The 17591-nt window shown below is 63.9% G+C and carries 17 protein-coding genes; 2 read left to right on the top strand and 15 right to left on the bottom strand.

What is annotated here, in order from left to right; all coding sequences use genetic code 11:
• Window positions 1-42: 42 nt before the first annotated feature.
• Window positions 43-1239: a PPE domain-containing protein gene (locus tag AWC31_RS03000; protein WP_085142543.1), complete on the bottom strand. Its 1197-nt coding sequence runs from the start codon at window positions 1237-1239 to the stop codon at window positions 43-45.
• Window positions 1240-1384: 145 nt separating this feature from the next.
• Between AWC31_RS03000 and eccB the strand changes: the two genes are divergently transcribed.
• Both eccB and AWC31_RS03010 read left to right on the top strand, forming a co-directional pair.
• Window positions 1385-3055: a type VII secretion protein EccB gene (eccB, locus tag AWC31_RS03005; RefSeq protein ID WP_110774884.1), complete on the top strand. Its 1671-nt coding sequence runs from the start codon at window positions 1385-1387 to the stop codon at window positions 3053-3055.
• Between the two features lie 12 nt (window positions 3056-3067).
• Window positions 3068-3781: a hypothetical protein gene (locus AWC31_RS03010; RefSeq protein ID WP_133060070.1), complete on the top strand. Its 714-nt coding sequence runs from the start codon at window positions 3068-3070 to the stop codon at window positions 3779-3781.
• On the opposite strand, the gene AWC31_RS03015 is transcribed toward AWC31_RS03010, so the two are convergent.
• The 14 genes from AWC31_RS03015 to AWC31_RS03080 all read right to left on the bottom strand — a co-directional run bounded on the left by AWC31_RS03015 (window position 3749) and on the right by AWC31_RS03080 (window position 17467).
• Window positions 3749-4192 carry a hypothetical protein gene (locus AWC31_RS03015; protein ID WP_085142550.1) on the bottom strand — a complete coding sequence of 148 codons (444 nt, stop codon included), beginning with the start codon at window positions 4190-4192 and terminating at the stop codon, window positions 3749-3751. The genes AWC31_RS03010 and AWC31_RS03015 overlap by 33 nt on opposite strands.
• A gap of 207 nt (window positions 4193-4399) precedes the next feature.
• Complete coding sequence (locus AWC31_RS36700) at window positions 4400-5404, bottom strand: hypothetical protein (protein ID WP_110774885.1); 1005 nt, start codon at window positions 5402-5404, stop codon at window positions 4400-4402.
• A 9-nt stretch (window positions 5405-5413) separates the two neighbouring features.
• Window positions 5414-7840, bottom strand: coding sequence for a hypothetical protein (locus tag AWC31_RS03025; protein ID WP_085142552.1), 2427 nt, complete (start codon window positions 7838-7840; stop codon window positions 5414-5416).
• A 91-nt stretch (window positions 7841-7931) separates the two neighbouring features.
• A complete protein-coding gene (locus tag AWC31_RS03030; protein ID WP_133060071.1) occupies window positions 7932-9665 on the bottom strand; it encodes a P-loop NTPase family protein in 1734 nt (577 codons plus the stop codon).
• Window positions 9662-10006: a hypothetical protein gene (locus tag AWC31_RS03035; RefSeq protein ID WP_133060072.1), complete on the bottom strand. Its 345-nt coding sequence runs from the start codon at window positions 10004-10006 to the stop codon at window positions 9662-9664. Before AWC31_RS03035 ends, AWC31_RS03030 begins: the two co-directional genes overlap by 4 nt.
• Before the next feature lie 323 nt (window positions 10007-10329).
• Window positions 10330-10629, bottom strand: coding sequence for a hypothetical protein (locus AWC31_RS03040; protein ID WP_133060073.1), 300 nt, complete (start codon window positions 10627-10629; stop codon window positions 10330-10332).
• 41 nt (window positions 10630-10670) lie between these two features.
• The gene (locus AWC31_RS03045; protein ID WP_085142562.1) at window positions 10671-10982 is read right to left on the bottom strand and encodes a hypothetical protein; all 312 of its coding nucleotides are present in this window, start codon (window positions 10980-10982) and stop codon (window positions 10671-10673) included.
• 232 nt (window positions 10983-11214) lie between these two features.
• Window positions 11215-12303 carry a hypothetical protein gene (locus AWC31_RS03050; RefSeq protein ID WP_085142565.1) on the bottom strand — a complete coding sequence of 363 codons (1089 nt, stop codon included), beginning with the start codon at window positions 12301-12303 and terminating at the stop codon, window positions 11215-11217.
• Window positions 12303-13079: a hypothetical protein gene (locus AWC31_RS03055; RefSeq protein ID WP_085142568.1), complete on the bottom strand. Its 777-nt coding sequence runs from the start codon at window positions 13077-13079 to the stop codon at window positions 12303-12305. The genes AWC31_RS03050 and AWC31_RS03055 overlap by 1 nt, the downstream gene beginning before the upstream one ends.
• Window positions 13080-13163: 84 nt before the next feature.
• Window positions 13164-14189: an NlpC/P60 family protein gene (locus tag AWC31_RS03060; RefSeq protein ID WP_085142571.1), complete on the bottom strand. Its 1026-nt coding sequence runs from the start codon at window positions 14187-14189 to the stop codon at window positions 13164-13166.
• Window positions 14190-14204: 15 nt separating this feature from the next.
• The gene (locus AWC31_RS03065) at window positions 14205-14561 is read right to left on the bottom strand and encodes a hypothetical protein (RefSeq protein WP_085142574.1); all 357 of its coding nucleotides are present in this window, start codon (window positions 14559-14561) and stop codon (window positions 14205-14207) included.
• Window positions 14551-14895 (bottom strand): hypothetical protein, encoded by a 345-nt coding sequence (locus AWC31_RS03070; RefSeq protein ID WP_133060074.1) that lies wholly within the window; start codon window positions 14893-14895, stop codon window positions 14551-14553. Before AWC31_RS03070 ends, AWC31_RS03065 begins: the two co-directional genes overlap by 11 nt.
• Before the next feature lie 124 nt (window positions 14896-15019).
• Window positions 15020-15355 carry a hypothetical protein gene (locus tag AWC31_RS03075; protein ID WP_085142578.1) on the bottom strand — a complete coding sequence of 112 codons (336 nt, stop codon included), beginning with the start codon at window positions 15353-15355 and terminating at the stop codon, window positions 15020-15022.
• A gap of 6 nt (window positions 15356-15361) precedes the next feature.
• Window positions 15362-17467 (bottom strand): hypothetical protein, encoded by a 2106-nt coding sequence (locus AWC31_RS03080; protein WP_085142580.1) that lies wholly within the window; start codon window positions 17465-17467, stop codon window positions 15362-15364.
• Window positions 17468-17591: the final 124 nt, after the last annotated feature.

Here is a 17591-nt window from a genome sequence, read left to right on the forward strand (position 1 = left end):
CGCCGACAGACTTCTCCCTGATCCCTGGCAACTAAGGCCGCGTTAGTCGAAGAGGGCGTCTTCTTCGGGGTTTGAGAGGTTTTCGTTCTGGCCGTCGCGCGACTTCGCGCGGTAGACGTGCTCTCCACCTTGGTATTCGGCACCACTGTCAGTTTTGTCGCGGTGACGCCGCGGCGGCACTGCCCCACCCATTCCGCCGGCGCCCGCGCCAGACGACAAGGTGGTTCCTGCCATCTTCTCCAGTGGGATGCCTGTGAACGAGGGCCCGGTCCGCACTGCCGTCGATGTCGGTTTGGGCAGCTCGCCGGTGAGGCCACCGGCTCCCCCGGTGGCAAGGCGAGACCCAAGTCCGCCCATCGCGCCGGTTCCGCTGCCCAGGGGAAGGCCTCCACGCACTGGCGCACCGCCACGTGTCTGCGCAGGGGTGGATCCCAAGCCGGCGCCGCCGGTACCGAGTCCGTTGCCCAAAGCCCCAGCCAGCGGCGACACCATCTGACTCATGATCTGTTGGACAGGTTGGAATGCCTGCCCTAGCTGCGAAGACATCATCTGAACGAACTGCGCCGGCATCTGGGCTGCCTGCGGTAACGCCTGAAGCGCCATGGGAAGCATCTTGGTCATCATGTCGGCGGGCTTACCGGCGGCGTTCTTGGCCGAAAGTTCCTGCGCTGTCTGCGCGGCGGTTTCTGCGGATTGCGACCCCGGCATCGCTGTCACCAGCGGCGGGGGCGGCGGCGATGGCTTATACAACGTCGCGGTCGTAGCGGCGGTGTCATAGCCCATCATCGTGGCCGCGTTTTCGGCGTGCATCTGCCCGTACTGCACCTGCAGCGCGACTGCTGTCGGGTCGGCGGGCCCAAGGATCGACGAACTTACTGCCGCGGCGTACGCCGATCGGTTAGCCAACACGGCTTCCAGCGGCACCATGGTGGTTTTTCCCTGGCTATAGGCAGCAGCCGCACCTTGCAGTGCCAGCGCTTGCCCATCTGCCAGTCCATGCATGATGCCCAGCCAGCCGCCGTAGCCGGCGGCCGCGGTGAGCTGAGCTGCAGAAGAGACTCCGAAAACCTGGGCGGCTAGATCTGACTTCTGAGCGAAAAACGTCCCCAGGGCCGCTGCGGCGTTGACCGCCATTCCAGTCCAGGCGCCGGCCGCGCCCATCCATCCACCGGGTCCCGGCCCTTCGTAGCGGCCAGCATTCATTTCCGGAGGATAGGCACCCCACGGTTCCACAGGCATAGCGGCGTCCCCTCAGTTTTGCTCGCCGAGGACATTCGTCCTCCACTTCACCTGGCTTAAAGAATAACTGGGAATTGAGGCGCGGGTTTCTCAGACTCTACGGCGCGGCGCCCGACACAACACGAATCGCCCATATTCTGCCCGTGTGACATCACCATTGCCGGACCAGGACGCACACCGCAAGGTCACCACCGCCGGGCAAGCCAACGCGCGCAACTACATCGCTCGCATGACGCGACTGGCCGCGTTCCGCCGAGACGAAGTGGCGCTCACCAGCCCGTTCGCGATGGTCAAAATCTCGGTCATGTTCGGCTTCGCGACCATCATCGTCGCCAGCCTCATCGCCGTGCTCTTGGCGTGGATTAAACCTCAGCCCGACACCGGGATTGGGAAGTTCCTCATGGGCCAAGAGGGTGGCCTGTTCGTCCTCTACACCGGGCCGGACAATGTTGAACGTCTCCACCCAGTGCCCAACGCCGCCTCGGGCTATCTGATCGCCAAGTCCGCCGAACGCCCCAAGATCGTCAAAGACGAGATTCTCGGCAAGTACCCCAAGGGAATGCCCATGGGTATCGCTGGCGCCCCCAACTCGCTGCTGCAGCGCACCGAGTCTGATTCGGCGTGGCAGGTATGCGATTGGCACGACAGCCGGGCCAACCTGTCGCTGACAAAAGCCGGATCTCTGCAGACAACAGTGATCGCCGGAACCGATACCCGACAGGGCGGAACCTCGTTGGGGCAGGACAAGGCTGTCATCGTCCGAGCACCAAGCGATCCGCAGCCCTGGCTGTTGTTCCGCAACACCCGCGCTGCAATCGGCGCCACCGACTACACAATGCACTCAGCCCTTGGCATCCCCACAACGTCCGTCGAGGCGCCCATGGTGGTCTCTGCAGGCCTGCTCAACGCCATTCCCCCAGTGCCCGCGCTCACGCTTCCCGTCATCGCCCAAGCCGGCCGCCCTTCGGCGGCAGTCCCAGGCTTTGTCAACGCAGATGTCTTGGCCTACAAGGACCTTGATGGATCTGACCGATACGCCGCCGTGGAAGACGCTGGGATTCAAGATGTCCCGCTACCGGTGGCCAGGATGCTCATCGCGGCCGGCGGCGCGCAGAAGAACATCGAAGACTCCGCAGCCGTGGCCCACATGACCCGGGCAGCCGAGATCCCCCTGGATCACTACCCGCCAGCCGTTCCTTCGATCATCACCCCCGACACGCTGTGCTACTCGTGGAACCGGGCCGCCGGTTCCAACACGGCCACCCTCGACATCCTCACCGCGCCATCGATCCCGGTCACGGACAAGGCCCGCGCTGCGACCGTGAGTCTGCTGCGACCGGCTAACGCCGAACTTGCCAGCAAGTACATCTCCACCCCCGGCAAGGGATGGTTCGTCCGCTTGACCGCAGACGGGCCCTACAGCGAAGCCCGAGAACAAATCGGCTATATCAGCGACTCGGGCATCTTTTACGCCATCGTCCCGGACCCCGACGGCAATTACACCCCGACGGCCAGTGCATTGGGCCTGTCCGGGGCGCCCAACCTCATTCCCGAGTCCGTTGCCAGCCTCCTGCTTACAGGTCCCGATCTGTCGCTGACCGCCGCGCTGCGCGAATCCGTGCAACCGGCCACCAACGACGATGCTCCGGCCACCACCCCAACACGGGCTCCAGGCGGTCAAACGATCGATCTGCCCCCGCCACCGCTGCCCACGGTTACCGCCACCGCGACGGCCACGCAGACCGCCACCGCGACGGTCACCGCCCCACCCCCACCGCCGCCACCGCCCGCAGAGGAGCCCAACCCCGGCGGATAGCCTTGTGCAATCGTGAATGCATCGAGCGCCACACCGGAACAAATCGAAGCAATCATCGCGCTTCAACATGACTTGGGCACCGAGTCGACGCCGGCCGAGGTTCTTGCCACGTGGCCTGCGGTGAAGGCCGAGCGACACATCACACATCTGACGTCACTGGTCAGCGCGCGAGCTGAGCTGCCCCGCCTGCGTTCCCAGTGGGTGTCTGCGATGCGGCTGCTGGCGCAGACCGGCGCCGACGTCTCGGCGATCCCCGCCCTACCGCCGATGGCCACACCCGAGCAGATCGAGGAGTCCATCCAGCTGCTTGCAACCCAGCTCGATATCGCCCGAGGTGGGGACGGCACTATCGGGGTCTATGCGGCTCAGCGCGAAATTGCCCGCGCGGGAAAGGCATTGAGGGACCGTGGGGCGAATGTAGATGCTGGCTTCTACGTCTATGAGGGCCAGCTCATCCGCGTGATACAGCCGCCCGAAGGTGACCTCTATGCCACGTTCCGCGATCCGACATCGGATTACAGTTGGCAGTACCTGAAGGTCAGCATGTACCGCGTCTATCTGGAGGCCTCGGTCGCCACGCTGGGTGACCTCGCCGACTGGGGCCGCCAGACAGGAATCTGTTTCGTCTGTGGGCACCGGCTGACCCACGGGCGGGCACGCGCCGCGGGAATCACCCAGGCGTGTTTGGCCGACTTACGCGCCCGGGCGGAAAACGATCACCGCTGACTGCCCTCCGGTGCACTTGACCAGCGACGATTCCGGTACGCAGGTCATCGTGTAGTCCTGGTCTTTCACATCGGAGTGTGCGACCACGGTCGCTGCCTGGCATTGGCGCGCCTCTGGGGTTTCCGCGTAGGCGTTGCCGACAGCGAGCACAAACTGGCGCGAGACGTTTTGTGCGTCGACTGCGGTCACGGACCTACATGACGGCGCGGCCGGCTGTTGGGGCTGCGGGTAGACCGAGCTGGGGGTGGCCGGGGTGCCGACGCGGATTGCAGAGCTCGGCGGCGGAGGCGGCTGGCTAGCCGGGGGCGTCTCGGTTTTGTGGTTCATGAGAACCCCTGCGGTGACCCCGCCACACAGCAGGACGGCGGCGATGACATACACCGCCCACAGCTTGCCTGGCGTTAGCGCCATGTCGGGCTGCTCGGGTTAGACATCATCGGCCGCCGTCAACCGGAGCTGGGCCTTGGTTCCGCAGTCCGTGATCCGCCCATGTCCACGCACCGCCAAGGATCAAACGGTCGGCAACATCGTGCACGAATGCGGCGTCATCGGAGACAGCCTCGCTGTTGTTGTCTGTACTCATCAACGTCCTCCACACCGTGTCGACTGCGTCATCACTTAGCTGGCGAAGATGGCGTCGAGCAATTGCCCTGCCTGCTTTTCATGCTTGGCGTAGGCGTCGGGGAACGCCGAGACCTGCACAGCCTGGGCGACGGCGCCCATGCTCATCTGGTCGCGGTTGGGGATCGTCACGAGCTTGTCGAAGAACTTGTCAGCCGAACTCGCCGGATCCATCAAATCAGCTGTGTCACCCCAGGTCTGACGCTGCTGAAACGGGCCAGTCGAGTCGTGGTCGTACCCTTCACCGTCATTCTCGATCAGCAACGACTCTGGCACTGCGGGGTTCGCCAAGCGCCTGATCCCGGATTCAGTGAGTGCAGTCATGAGCGCGATCTGAATGTCATCGCGGCTCACATCACCGCGACGCAAGCCGGCGTTGACGATCTCCTTGGCGTTCTGCACCTGCTGCGCATCGAGGTTCTGAAAGACGGCGGGTCCTCCCACCCGGGTGTGGGCCGCCGCTTCTCGCACCCCAGAACCACTTTGACTGCCACCGCCGCCTACTGACCCGGTGCCGCTGGAAAAGCTCGGGAACGAGAAGCCGCCACCGCCGCCGCCCATACCTGTGCCGCCACCACCCATACCGCCACCCATCGCCGGCATCGGCATCTGCTGCGATGGGGCAGCCATTCCCCACACCTGAGGCTGGGGCGTCATCGACGGCGCCGGTGGTGCCAGCTGTCCGGCCGGCGCCCCGCCGGGAACATGGCCCGATGACAGCTCGGTCTTCGCGTCGACACCATTAATGTCCTCGGCAGATTCGCGCGCCTGCTCTTCGACGTCTTTGGTGAATTTGCGGCCCTTGTCCGACACCTTCGCCCCGTCGTCCAACGCCTCCTGTGTCTTGGCCTTGGAGTCACCCAGCGCCGCATGGGTGCTCGGGTCGATACCGTCAGGGCGAACGTGGTCGGTCAGACCGTCGACGGCACGCCTGAACGCCGCCCCGAGATCGAGCAGAACGTCTGCAAGATCAGCAGTGGATTGACGATCATCGCCAGACATTCAAACCTCCTACGGGAGAATGTTCTTCGGGTCGATCGGCGCCTGCCCGGGAACCGACCCGGGCGGCGGCGGGTCGACAGGGGGCGTCCCGGACGGGCCTGGGTCAGCCGGCACGATCACAGGCTGGGGCTCAGCTGGCGCCGCCCCGCCGGCCGGTGCTGGTGCCGCGGCGGCCAGATTGGGCTGTGCAGCTGCATCGGCCGGCGGAGCCGGCTGATCGGGCTGAAATCCGGTGTCAAGGCGGAACAGTCCATCGGTGTTGCTGTCGAAGACGGCCACCTTGGACAGGGGATACACCTTCTTGTCCTCCCCCAGCACTTGGTCTTCGCCGATGTAGATGTAGTCCTTGCCATCGGCGCTGGACACGATGTGGCCCGGCTTCAGCTCGCCGGGCTGAACGACGGGGCCAATGTCCTTTCCAGGCTCGCCAATCGGAATGCCCAGCTCCTGTGCGCCGGCGCGCACGGTCACCGGTGCGCCGTCTTCGGCGCCCGTGATTTTCTGGACCAGTTCGGCGATCTTGGGGTCCTTGAAGTCGACGGGACCCACACCGGGGATGTTCACCACTGCTGACGGCGTGGTGGGTGGCACCGGTCCAGGACGTCCGAGACCCGGGCGCTGTTCGGGCGGGGTGTCGGCGGCGGGCACGATTTTCGGCCCGGGCTTCGATTCGCCAGGCAGTTCGCCATCCAGCTTTCCTTTCTTGCCGTCTTTCTCTGTGTCTTTGGGGAGGACGTCGTCGCGGATCTCGCCGGCGTCCTTTTTCTTCGGCGGCTCAGGCAGATTCGACATGATGTCGGCCAGCGGCTTGGGCCCGGCCGCAGGCCCGCCACCGCCGAACGGGTTGCCCCCCAGCGGCCCCATGCCGCCCATGTTCGGCGGGCTGGCCAACGGCGCCAGCGGGTTGTTGAGACCTTGCGGCGGCGTCGGGTCTGGTTTGGGCAATGGATCGTCGATGTCGCCCTTGGACGGCGTGGTGATCGGGTTGGGCTCCAGGCGTGGCTCCTCTTCGGGCTTGCCGTTGACCTGAGACGCCTTGCGGTCGGCGGCAAAGCCGTCGGCGGCGACCACATCGTCGCGGTTGGCGCGCACGGCCGCGGTGTTCCAGTCCTTGACCGCCTCGGCGATCCTGTTGTCGGCCTCGGCAACTCCCCGCGCAGCGTCCTCGATCGCAGGAATGTTGGCTGAGAGGTTGTCGGCGCCGTATCCGCCACCGATGAATCCCAGGAATCGACCGTGCGAGTTCGCCAGCTGTTGGCGCGCTTTGGCGTTTCCTTCGCGCACCTGCTGGTAGGCGTCGTTGCCGGCCGAGGCCGCCGCCGTCAGCGCCGCGGCCATGGGAACTCCAGCTTTGGGGCCGAAGTCAGCGATCACCTGAGCTGAACTGCGACGCGCCGCCTTCAGCTTTTCGCCCCATTGATCGGGGGCGCTGTTGAGGAGCGCCTCGTAGTTGCCCGATGCTTCGGCTGCCTTGGCCGTGGCTGCGTTGAGCTTGGCCACGCCCGCGCTCATGTTGGTCAGCGCGGGCACTTGAGAATCCTGCAGATGCCACAGGCGGTGACTGCCCGGATCGATCCCCGAGATGTGCTCGTTGAGCGCGGCGAGCTTGACGTCTGCCTGTCTGATGTCGTTCTGGCGGTTGTCATCTGTGGCGGGAAGCCATGTAGTGGTCGGCGGCGCCGGGGGCTGATTGGCGTCCATTCCCGATGAGAAGATCCCGGTGATCATGTTGCGCATCTGGGGATCGATCATCAGCGATCCGACCAGGAATCCTGCAGCGACGAGCCATCCCGGCCCGGGAATCGCAGCGCCTGCGGCCAGTGCGGCTGCCCGAAGTCCTGCTTGTTTGGCCACGAGCATGGCGCTCTTTTTCGCGGCCATCTCCGCGGCCCGGGTGGCGATCTTCTTGCCCAGTGCCTTTTCCGCGTCCGCGGCGGCCTTCTTCGCAGCGAGCTTGCCTGCCTTGTCCGCTTCCTTTTGCACCTCTGGATTCGCGGCGTTGGGCCCGGCCGCCTTCAAGTGGTCTGCGACGGCGTCCTTGCGTGCCTGTTCGGCGATCGGCTTGATCTCGTCGGCGGTCTGCTGTCGCACCTTGGCATCGAGAGTGCCGTCTTTTTCAGCCTGACTCCACTTGCGGGCATCGTCACGGTCGGTTGTCGCTTGCTGATGCCGTTCCGTGAGGTTCTGCACCGCTTGCTCTTTCATGTCGGTGAGCCGACCTGAGCCCCCACTGGCTTCGCGTGGGATCGCCGCCCATCCGCCGGCTGCCGTTGAGCCGGCCACGAATGCGAAATCCGACAGATCTGGGCCGGACAGCCCGTTGGGGCCGGACACGTCCGATAGGTCCCGACCACCGAACATCGGCTCAGTGGCGACCTGAACACCCGTACTGGACACCACTGTGTTGTCGTTGGACGTGAAGTTGGGGAAAGTCATGAAACACCGGTCCTTTCTGGGGGCATGCTCACCTGGAGGTGCGGGGACGATCCTGAGGATGATGCGGCGTACGTGCGGGACAGCATCGCGGTCACATCTCCTGGGGCAGCAAGGCGGCCGCGGCGCCGGCCGGTGGATGCCCGACGTAGTCGGTGTTGAGAGGGTGGGGATCGTAGGGCAGCATCGCTGGATCTGGCACCCATGCGCCCGATTCGTCCTGGCGGTCGAGGTTCACCACTTCGAGCCTGCTGATCTCTGACGGGGTGAACAGTTCGAAATCGATGTACCCCAGCGGTTTCGAGCCTTCCTTTGCCTCCAGCTCTTGTTGCCGAATGGACGGCTCGTCCAGGCGGAACCAGATGCGTGGGTGCAGTCGTGGGATCCGGTCGGATACCGATGATTTGAAGTCACGCCACTTCGCGTTGCCTTCTGGGTCATTCGGGAGATCCTCGCCCGGCGCGTAGCCGTAGTAACCCTGGAACTCCTTGATGGCCGTGGCCCCTGAGTCACTGTCGTATGCGGCGACCATGCCGCGCCCTCGGATTGAGTCGTCAAACGCTGCCGCTACGCGCAGCACCTCCGCTTGGATAGATGGTTCGAAAGCCTTCTGCACCTCGCGTTTTGCCGGTTTGGCCAGACATACCCGCATCTGGGCGTTGTTGAGCCACGAGCCGCGAATTGACTTGTCGTACAGGTCCTGGGTCGCCATCAAGAGGTGCACTCGTGGTTGGCGGCCCAACGCCCCGATCTGGTCGACGCGGCTTTGGATGAATCGCTTTTCATCGGCATCGAGGTCGGAGCTGTCCCAAATGCCGAGCATCGACTTGAGCTCGTCGAGCACCAGCAGAACTCTCGGGACATCCTCCCAGGTCTCGGGATTGGCCATTTTTCTGCTCGGCCCGAGATCTAGACGTTGATTCATGATGCGATGGCCAAGCTCAATGACCCCGAAGTAGGCCATGCCGTTTGCGCCGCGGGCCCCTACCGCGACAACGCCCGCGCGGTTGCGGTACGTCGGGTAGTCAGTGCCCTTCCCATCTCCGAGCAGGGATATACCCCCTGCGGCAAGGAAACGTTCGATGTTCGCCTTGACGAAGATCGATTTGCCGCCGCCGGTAGGGCTGAACACGACGCCGTGAGGGAACTTGTTGACAGACAGTTCCACTGGCCCGTCAGCGGCCTCGCCAAGACGCCAGGTGAGGTCGCGTCCCACTCTGCCAGCTTCGTCGCGGGTGCCGACCACATTCCAGTTGGGGGGATATACCTTGCGCGGTATCTGCTCCACACCGGAGAACACGAGGCGGTCTGTTCTGCTGTCGGGAGTCATCTTCCATGACGCTGCCCCTGACGCTACGGGGACCGCTTTGCGGACTGCGTTTTGCACTCTCGTCGCCAGCCCGGTCGATGCTAATCCGCCTGCGGTGACGCACTTTAGCGCGAACTCAACCACGTGCTGTCCGTCGAACTTGACCGAGTCGACATCGAGGATCACTTGATCCCGCAGCGTTCCCTGGCACACCTGGACAACGCGGGCGATGGTGGGATCGTGGCGTAACCGGGACGGCAATACCAGGTCGTTGACGTCTGTGGCCGGCTCGTCACCAAGTAGCTGGGCAGGGCCGGTGGGGTCGGGCGTCGCCGCCAGCCGCTGCGCAACCCACCACATTGCTGCCGCGCCGATACCAGCCAGCGGTATCAGTTGTGCGGGCATCGGAGGTCCGGTCATCAGGGCTGCGACGGCAACCGCCGCGAAGCCGCACGCAATCATGCGGGCCGACTTCGCTTTCCTGGCGTTGCGGACGTACACGAGTTGCATCGGGCTCACCGGTGCTCGGTGTAGCGGGCCTGGGCCCAGGCTTGGATGCGGACCCAGGCGGCGTTGCGTTCGACCGAGCGTGTCCGTATCGATGATTTCGGTGACCGGGACAGGGTTATCCCTGGGATGGCCATCAGGGCTGCTCGTTGCACGCTGGCCAGTTGCGCTGTGTGCTGGGTGTCGAGCCAGGCTCCGACGGCGAATCCGTGGGTTCTGGCCGACGTTGCCGGTGGCCCGCCGTGGCGGCACACGTAGGACACCACGGCCGCGTAACCGTTGATCCATTCGCGATTGAGGGAATCCAGTGCTTCTGCGGTGACCTCTGTGTAGATGCTTGGGGCGTCAGACATTTCTCTGGCGTAGCTGTCGCTGTGGAGCAACGTTGAGCAGCTGTCTGCGCGATCGTGGCGCTGCACCTTCTCGAGGTCCTGCACCGATGCTGATTTGTTTCCCATAAGTCACCTTGCGCTCTGTGAGCGCGATGCGCTCGATCGGTCCCAACTGATCGTGAGTTTAGGATTTTTCGGCTATTCCCACGGCCGACACACCTTTGCGCTCTTCACGCCGAATCGTTGTGTGAACACGCAATTTTGGCGGCCGTAGATGCAGATAGGCCGCGCCCCGGGACATGCTCCTGGGGCGCGGCCTATCAATCCGGCGCCGCGACGTCGAGTTAGCCGCCGGCGATCTGGTTGCCGTACTGGGCGTCCATGTGCGTCATGTTGTCGCCGTAATTGGTCACATGGCGGGCTACCTCGCTGGTGGTTTCCTTGACGGCAGTCGCGGTGCCATTGATCACCGCCGCGAGTTGGTTTGCGCCTTCGCCCGAGGCGCCGAGCAGACCATCCCCGGTGAGCTGATGCATGCTCTGCAAGAGCTGCTCGCCGAGGTCCATGACAGTGTTGCCCTCATTGGTGAGGCTCGACACCAGATCCGCCCCCTGGGAGGGGTCCCAGCTAGTTACGTCAGACATGAGATCTACTTCCTTTCAGGAATTTTCGTTGAGCCGATGTGTCAGATGAATTCCGGGATCTCCACCGAACTAATGTGTCCCGCGCCCTCGGAAGCAGTGTTCGCTCCGACCTCGGTGACCTGCCGGATACCGTCGACACGCTCGCCGGCCTTGTCCTGCACTCGCTGGCCGGCATCGGCGATCTGCTCACCGTTCTGCTGCAGAGCTTGTCGGGTTTCACCCTTGAGCGCCATGGTCTCCTGGATGTGGCCGGAGTAGCGCTGGGTGCCCTGCTTGTACTGTTCGAGCAAGTCGTGGTGGTGAGCAACCGCCGGCAAAGTCTGGGTCGCGTCCTGCTGGGTAAGCTGCGGCACTGGAATCCTCCTTGGGAGTGGTTTGCGTCTTCCTGACCTGTTTCCAACGATACGGTCCAGATTGCCGCTGTGCGGACGACTTTTGAGGGCCGCAATCAGGTCTCGAATTGCGCGCCTGACCATTGCAAACGGGCGTCGTGAGGCAGTCCGGCTGAGATCAACACCAATCCGCGCAGTCGGCCAGCAAGCGAGGAGTTACGCTGGCAGGTACCGACCCTCGCGCGCAGGTAAATTATCCGAGGGTCAGGTGGTTGCGCCAGGCGTTGCGCAAGTCTGCGGACAGCTCGCGGGGATCGACTGCTGTTTCGGCGAACAGACCGCTGATCAACTCCTGCAGATCCTTGCTCGTGGCTGGGCTGTATCGAACCATGAGGTGCCCGCTTTGATCTCGCGCGGGCCCGCGCGCCACCATTCCGCCGGTCTCGTCGCCCAGCAGCCACACTTCCACCGCTGAGCCCATCGATATGTCCTCTCCAGTCGCGGTGATACGCGCAGCCACCATCGACAGTCTCGCCACGACAGGGGCTTTCGCTAGATCGGCGAGTACCTTCACCGTCGCGCGGGGCACACCAGCCTCGTTGGCCACCCGCGCTACCGCCGCGGCGAAGGCCTTCTCGTCGCGAGAGCCGTCGATGCGCCCCAGCACGGGGTCCGCCGCGAAAACGTCGGCGGCACTGCGGGGAATCCGGATCCCCGGAATGTTGCGTGGTCCCCACACTCCGGTGGGATCCAACATGTGCAGAATTTCGCGGGAAAAGCACGCGTCTGGAACATCGCGAGCGTCACAGTCGGATGTGTTGACCGACAAGGCTGCTGCCGTGGACACCGCGGTGGTTACCCGCTTGTTCTCACACACGGTGACCAGGAAAGGGACCTGCGGGACGATGTGCACCTTGTCCGACAGACCCCAGTTTTTCGCCTCGGCGGGATAGTCGAAGGTGCGGTCGTGGGCTCTGGCCGGAAATGTGACCTGGCCGAACACCGCGTGGCTGTAGTTGCGGGTCAGATCAGCAAAGAGATGTTCGGCGTCTTCGGCGACACGGCCTGTCACCGGATCGACGATGTTCCACGCCACAAGCTGATCATGGAGGTCGCCGGGATCGTGCACTACCGGCGGGAACGGCGCCAGGCGGTAGGGAATCTGCGCCACTTTGCCTGACCAGTGAAGATACTGCCAGTGCTCCATAGTGAACCTGTCCGGAAACGGCACGTCATCCGGCAGATTCAGACGCATCATCGGCGTGCTTGCAAGTCCATCGTCAGACACATTCCAGACCGTACCGGTGTTCCAGACAATGTCGGGGGGCGCGCCGGAGCCCATTACTCATTCGTGCAGCGATTCACCGCAGCTTCCAGGAGAGCGCCGGCATACTGCTCACCGCTGACCATCCGGTTTGAGGCCAAACGCAGCATCACAGCCGCCGAGAGCGCCTCTGTGACCGAGAAGTCGGAATCCGGTGTGAAGAACACCTTCGCCGTCTCCATGGCTGCGGCGCTGTCTTTCGGTGTGCCTAAATACATTTGGGTTGTAACCGAAACGAAGCGTTCCCAGGAATCAACACCACCGTTGAGCGCCGTGACGACGAACGCGTAGGCCTCGAAAAACTCAGCGCCGGTCGGGATAGTGGCGATCACCTGCTCGATCTGCGGCAGCAGAGCCGCCGTGCTGTCAGTCACCTGAATCGGCTCGGCGCCGGCGGGCCCGCCGCCACTCGCAGCACCGGGATCGCTGGCGTCGACGAAGACCATCACCGCCCGGGCACCCGATTTCATGTCCGCGCTCGCCACGCATCGCAGCGGATTTCCGCTGTCCGCGAGAATGTCTCGCCTGGCCTGCGCCGCTTCGTCCGCATCGATGTGGACAGGGCCGTCGGCGTAGGGCTGGAAGGCCATCACCGCTATCGACGGCGAGGAAAAAACACCCGCAAAGACGGTCATTCCGGCCTGCACGGCCAAAGTCACCATGACCGCTATCCCCAGCACCATGCCGGTGACCACGGTCGTGGCCGCCAGGACTCGAATGAGGGAGTGGGGAACGCGGCGCACCCACCCGGTCATGGTGCCCCAGAACGCCCGAAACACGGGAAGCTGCATCATTTCTTCCAGTGCTCAGTTATGGCCGACGAACGCCTTCCGCGCCCGGGATCGCGCGCGGCGATCGTCAACAGCCTCACCGTGTTCCTAGGCGAACCGGCGGAACTCTGTGCCCGGCCGCACTTCACTGGTCAACAGGAAGGTGCCGGATTTCTGCGCTTCGGCGACCATCCCATTCCCGATGTAGATCTGAATGTGGCTGGGCGGCCGGCCGGAATCCCCGGGGAATGCGGCATCGCCGGGTTGCGGGTTCGAGACCGGAACACCGGAGGCGAACAGCGATTCCGAGGTGCCGTTGGCCAAGTCTTGCCCGGTGGCTTCGTAAATCATCCAGCGGTAGAAGCCCGAGCAGTCGACACCGATCTTGTTGTAGTCGCCGTTCTGGTCGGCCCATCCTCCGTCGCGGATGCCTTGTGAGGGGCCCGGTGCGCCACCGTGCCCGCCGCCCCACGCATACGGGATTGGGGGTTCGGCATTGAGCGCGGCGTCGATCGCGGCAAGAACCCGCTTCTGAAATTCCGTGTTGCCGGCGCTGGTGTCGATGTCGTGGCGGCCTGCGCGCGATCCCGGCAGCGAGCCGTCGCGGACTCCCTCACGCGCCGCGGTCCTGAGTGCGTCGCGGTTGGGCGCGTTGTTCATATCGAACTGGCTGGCCATCGGCGGCGTGGGCAGTGATGCCGGGTTGTAGGAGGGCATGCCCATTTGCGGCATTCCTTGCCCTGGCATTGAACCCAGCGGACTGGGTTGGCCGCCGTTCGCCGGGCCGCCAGGTTGGGCGGCATCGGCAGATGTTTCGGTCGCAGGGCGCCCGTCTTTGAGGTCCTTGTCTGTAGCTGCGTCGACCGAGTCGATGTCCTTGGCCGACTCGCTGGCCTCTTCCTCCCCGTCACGGACGAGGTTGCGGCCTTTCTCCGTCGCTGACTTGCCCTGCTTGATCAGGTCATTGGTCTGCTGTTGGGATTGCTCGGCCGCGGCGATTGAGGAGGGGTCGATCCCCTCGGTCGGCATGGCACCTGAGCCGGTGAGTCCATGCTGCGCGTCATCGAATCCGATGCCGGTCGCCAGCAGCCTACTGTCGAGCTCCTCGGATATCTGAACCCTGTCGGTGGTCACCGCTGCTCCCCTCCACTAGATCGTGACGTGTGTGTCGGTGCTGGCCACGCGAGCACCGGATTCGACGGCTTCTTCTTTCACTTTCTCGGAGTAGTTGAGAACAGATTCGCTGTCTTGCTTCATGTTCTGCTGGTGCTTGGCGATCTGCTCTTTGAGGTGCCCGGCCGCGATCTTGGACTGCTCGACGGTGTTGACGTATATCGGTGCAGGAGCACCATTTTCGGTGTACTTGGAGGCCTCTGCGATGATCTCTGCGACCGCCTCGTCAATAAGCGATAAGGCCTCGTTGAACTCGTCGTGGATGGCGTCGGAACGGCGGGCCCATTCCTTGACCTCGTCGTGGTCTACCTGAACTTGCTGATCATTCGCCACGTGAACCATCGCCTTCCAATATCTGGGTGTTTGTTTCGCGCCTGGCGGCCGTAGGCGGGGAAGCCATCTCCCGCCGGTGTCCCGTTGACGCGGGTTGCGCACCATCGGCTTCAGCTCGGGCGTCTTGGTGCTCGCCGATGTAGAAGGCGCAGCCTGCGATGACCGCCCCGTACCCGACGAGCGCCACGAGCCCGGTGGCGGTCATGTACAGCACGGGGTTGCCAGAGTTATCGAACATTGCCCGGTTCCAGCCCGACGGGTGCGGTATCGCGATACCAGTGGTGGCGACGAAGTCGGCTACCAGCAGGTTGGCTGGTGCGACAATGAACACCATCAGGTACACCGCCGCCAAGTAGACGGCGACGGCTATGCCGGAGAATATCGTCGACCTACGCATCAGTTAGATCCTCACAGAGCAGCCGGTAGGCGGGGGCGACACACCGGGCCGTGGGTGAAGATCAGATAGTCCACACCTGCTCATTGCGGCCCTCCTCACTCACTTGTTCGCCGTGCTCGTCGTCGATTCCTGCGGTGCTGTCAAGGAAGTTCTTCAGACTGTCCCTGACCTGCTGTGTTTGGTCGGCGTACGCATCGACGGCACGCAACATCTTGACGTCACCGGCGCCGAGGACTCCTGATGTTCCACGGAAAGGGAGTGCCACGCTCGATGATTCGTGCTGCTCCTTGCTGCGGAACTCTTGGATTCGGGTTTTGACGTCGCCGACGGCAGACAGTCGGGCATTGAGGATGTCGAGGTAAGCCAACAGTTGCTGACGATCGACCGATGTTGTCATGTTGGCCTACCAGCTCCTCGGTGCGGACTCGGTTGTGATGACTGGGAATGGCAAATCAGACTCCGGCGGCGGCGCTTGGGCGCTCAGCTGATGCACCGGCGCTGCGGCTGCATCAGGTGGCGACTGCGGGGCCGGCATGCTCGGTGCTGGCTGCTCAGCCGGGGGCGGTGCAGCGGCCGGTTCTTGATGCTCGGCTGCCGGCGGCACAGTCGATGATGGCGGCGCCACCGGTGCAGCCGGCGGTGCCGATGGCGGTATGGAGCTCCCGTCTGATTCATCGTCACCCGGCGGTAGTTCGGGAAGGTCCAGATGGAAGAACCCCGAGTGCGGCGGCCGGAATTCGAGCACATCGATCAGCGGTTTCACTGACCCGTCCTCCATGAGGACCTGGCCGCCTTCCAGGTAAAATCCGGTGCCTTTGCTGCCGGTCAACACATCGCCGGTCTTGGCGCTCATCGGATCATCGAGAAACTGGCCGTATCCCGACAGCGGCATGCCTGCTTTGGCTGCCGCGTCCAACACATCCACCGGTTGTTCTGGTGTGGCGGCGCCGAGAGTGTTCATCATCTCCAGCAGCCGTGGATCGTCCACCGATACCGCGTGTGGGGAGCCGCCGATCATCACCGCGGTGGCCACCTTGTCGGGATGCCCGTCGCGATCCTTGTCCATGTTGTGTTGCGTCGGGGCGATCGCGTCGGCGTCCATTCGCCCGTCGCCGTCCTTGTCCAGCGGCTTCATGTCGGCGCCGATCTGGCTCTGCCGTACCGGGTCGCCGGGCCGCAGGACCGGCGGCGACGCCAAGGCGGCGTCGGCCGCCCGGGCTTCAGGGGACGTACGGCGTTCGTGTTCCTTGCCGGGGTCCAACGAGTCACGTTGCGGCTGATCGGCGTGGTCAGCGGCCAGCTCTGTGTTCGGTCCGCCGGCCAGGGGCAGCTGCGGGAACTGCGGAGGCTGCGGGACAGACGGGATCTGCGGCACTTGCGGAACACCCGGCGCGGGAGGCATTCCCACCCCGGCAAGAGGCGCTTGGTCTGACAGCGAGGCACCGCCAGAACCCGGATTACCGTCATTCCCAGGCAATTTCGGGCCAGCCGGGCTTGCACCGGATCGGCCTTTGTTGCTTCCGGCAGTGCCGCCACCACCGGGATTGCTCGGCGCGTTGGGTCGCGGTAAGGCAACCTCTACCGCCGCGTGGCTTTCCACGGGCGTTGCGAACAGCTTTCCCATAGCGTCTCCAGCTGCAGCCGCTTGCGCGGCACCAGCAGCAACGCTGGTCTTGGGGTCGGTGTCATCGAAGCCGACCTCGTGGGTGCCCGCGAAAATTGGGCCGAATGTTTGGCCGTACATCCCGGGGGCTCTCGTCGGCAGTGGGCCGTGACGTGTGGTCACTGCGTAACGCGCGATGTCCTCGCGGTACTTGTCGACGACGTCGTGGAATCCTCGAAACGCAGTTTGGGCCCCTGCACCTGTGTCGATGATCGCCTTGTGCGCTGCGCCGCCATCCGCGGTCAGCGCTTTGACGTACTCGTCGAGCTTGGACAGGCGCGCTTTGCCGGTCTTGGTCAGGCAGTCCGACATGTACTGGCCGTTGTAAAGCTCACGGGCGCGGCCATGTACCGCAATGACCTTGTCTACTGCGGCTTTGAGTTTGTCCGCGGCGGAGGCCATGTTCGAGATCTCCGGCGCGGCACCGTTCAACGTGGCTGTGCGATACCCCAGCTCGTTGGGTCGGATACCCAGTGTCGCCGCGTTCACCTTCTGGAGTTGGTCATCTTTCGCGGCGATCTTGTTTCGAGTCTCTTCATCTCCGATCAGAGCAAGAAACTTGGTGCCCCCGTTGACGTCCGGGTTCGCATGAAGCCACGCGTTGGCCAGATCGTCGGCTCCCAGCTCTTCGGGCGCAAGCTCTCGCCCAAGGAAGTCAACGTGCGGCATGAGCGGAGTCTCGGGTTGCGCGTAGCGCCGAGCCATCACCTCCAGCTGGGCCGGGTTCAGGCTGTTGGGGTCCCAACCCCAGTCGCGGAGCTGTTTGTCCGCGGGCGTTTTGGGATCGAACTGTGCAGAAGCGCCATCACGCTCGACTAGCGCTGGGCCCGGCTCCGCATTCGTCACAACAACACCTCCGCCCGCACGCCTAGATCAATATCGGTCACTCCAACACTAGCCAAAAAAAGAGGCTCCAACGGGCGACATTCAAACTGTGTTCACCAAACGGCTTGTTGTGTACTATTCACCG

This window comes from Mycolicibacterium wolinskyi (genome assembly GCF_002101965.1).
Taxonomy (GTDB): Bacteria; Actinomycetota; Actinomycetes; order Mycobacteriales; family Mycobacteriaceae; genus Mycobacterium; species Mycobacterium wolinskyi.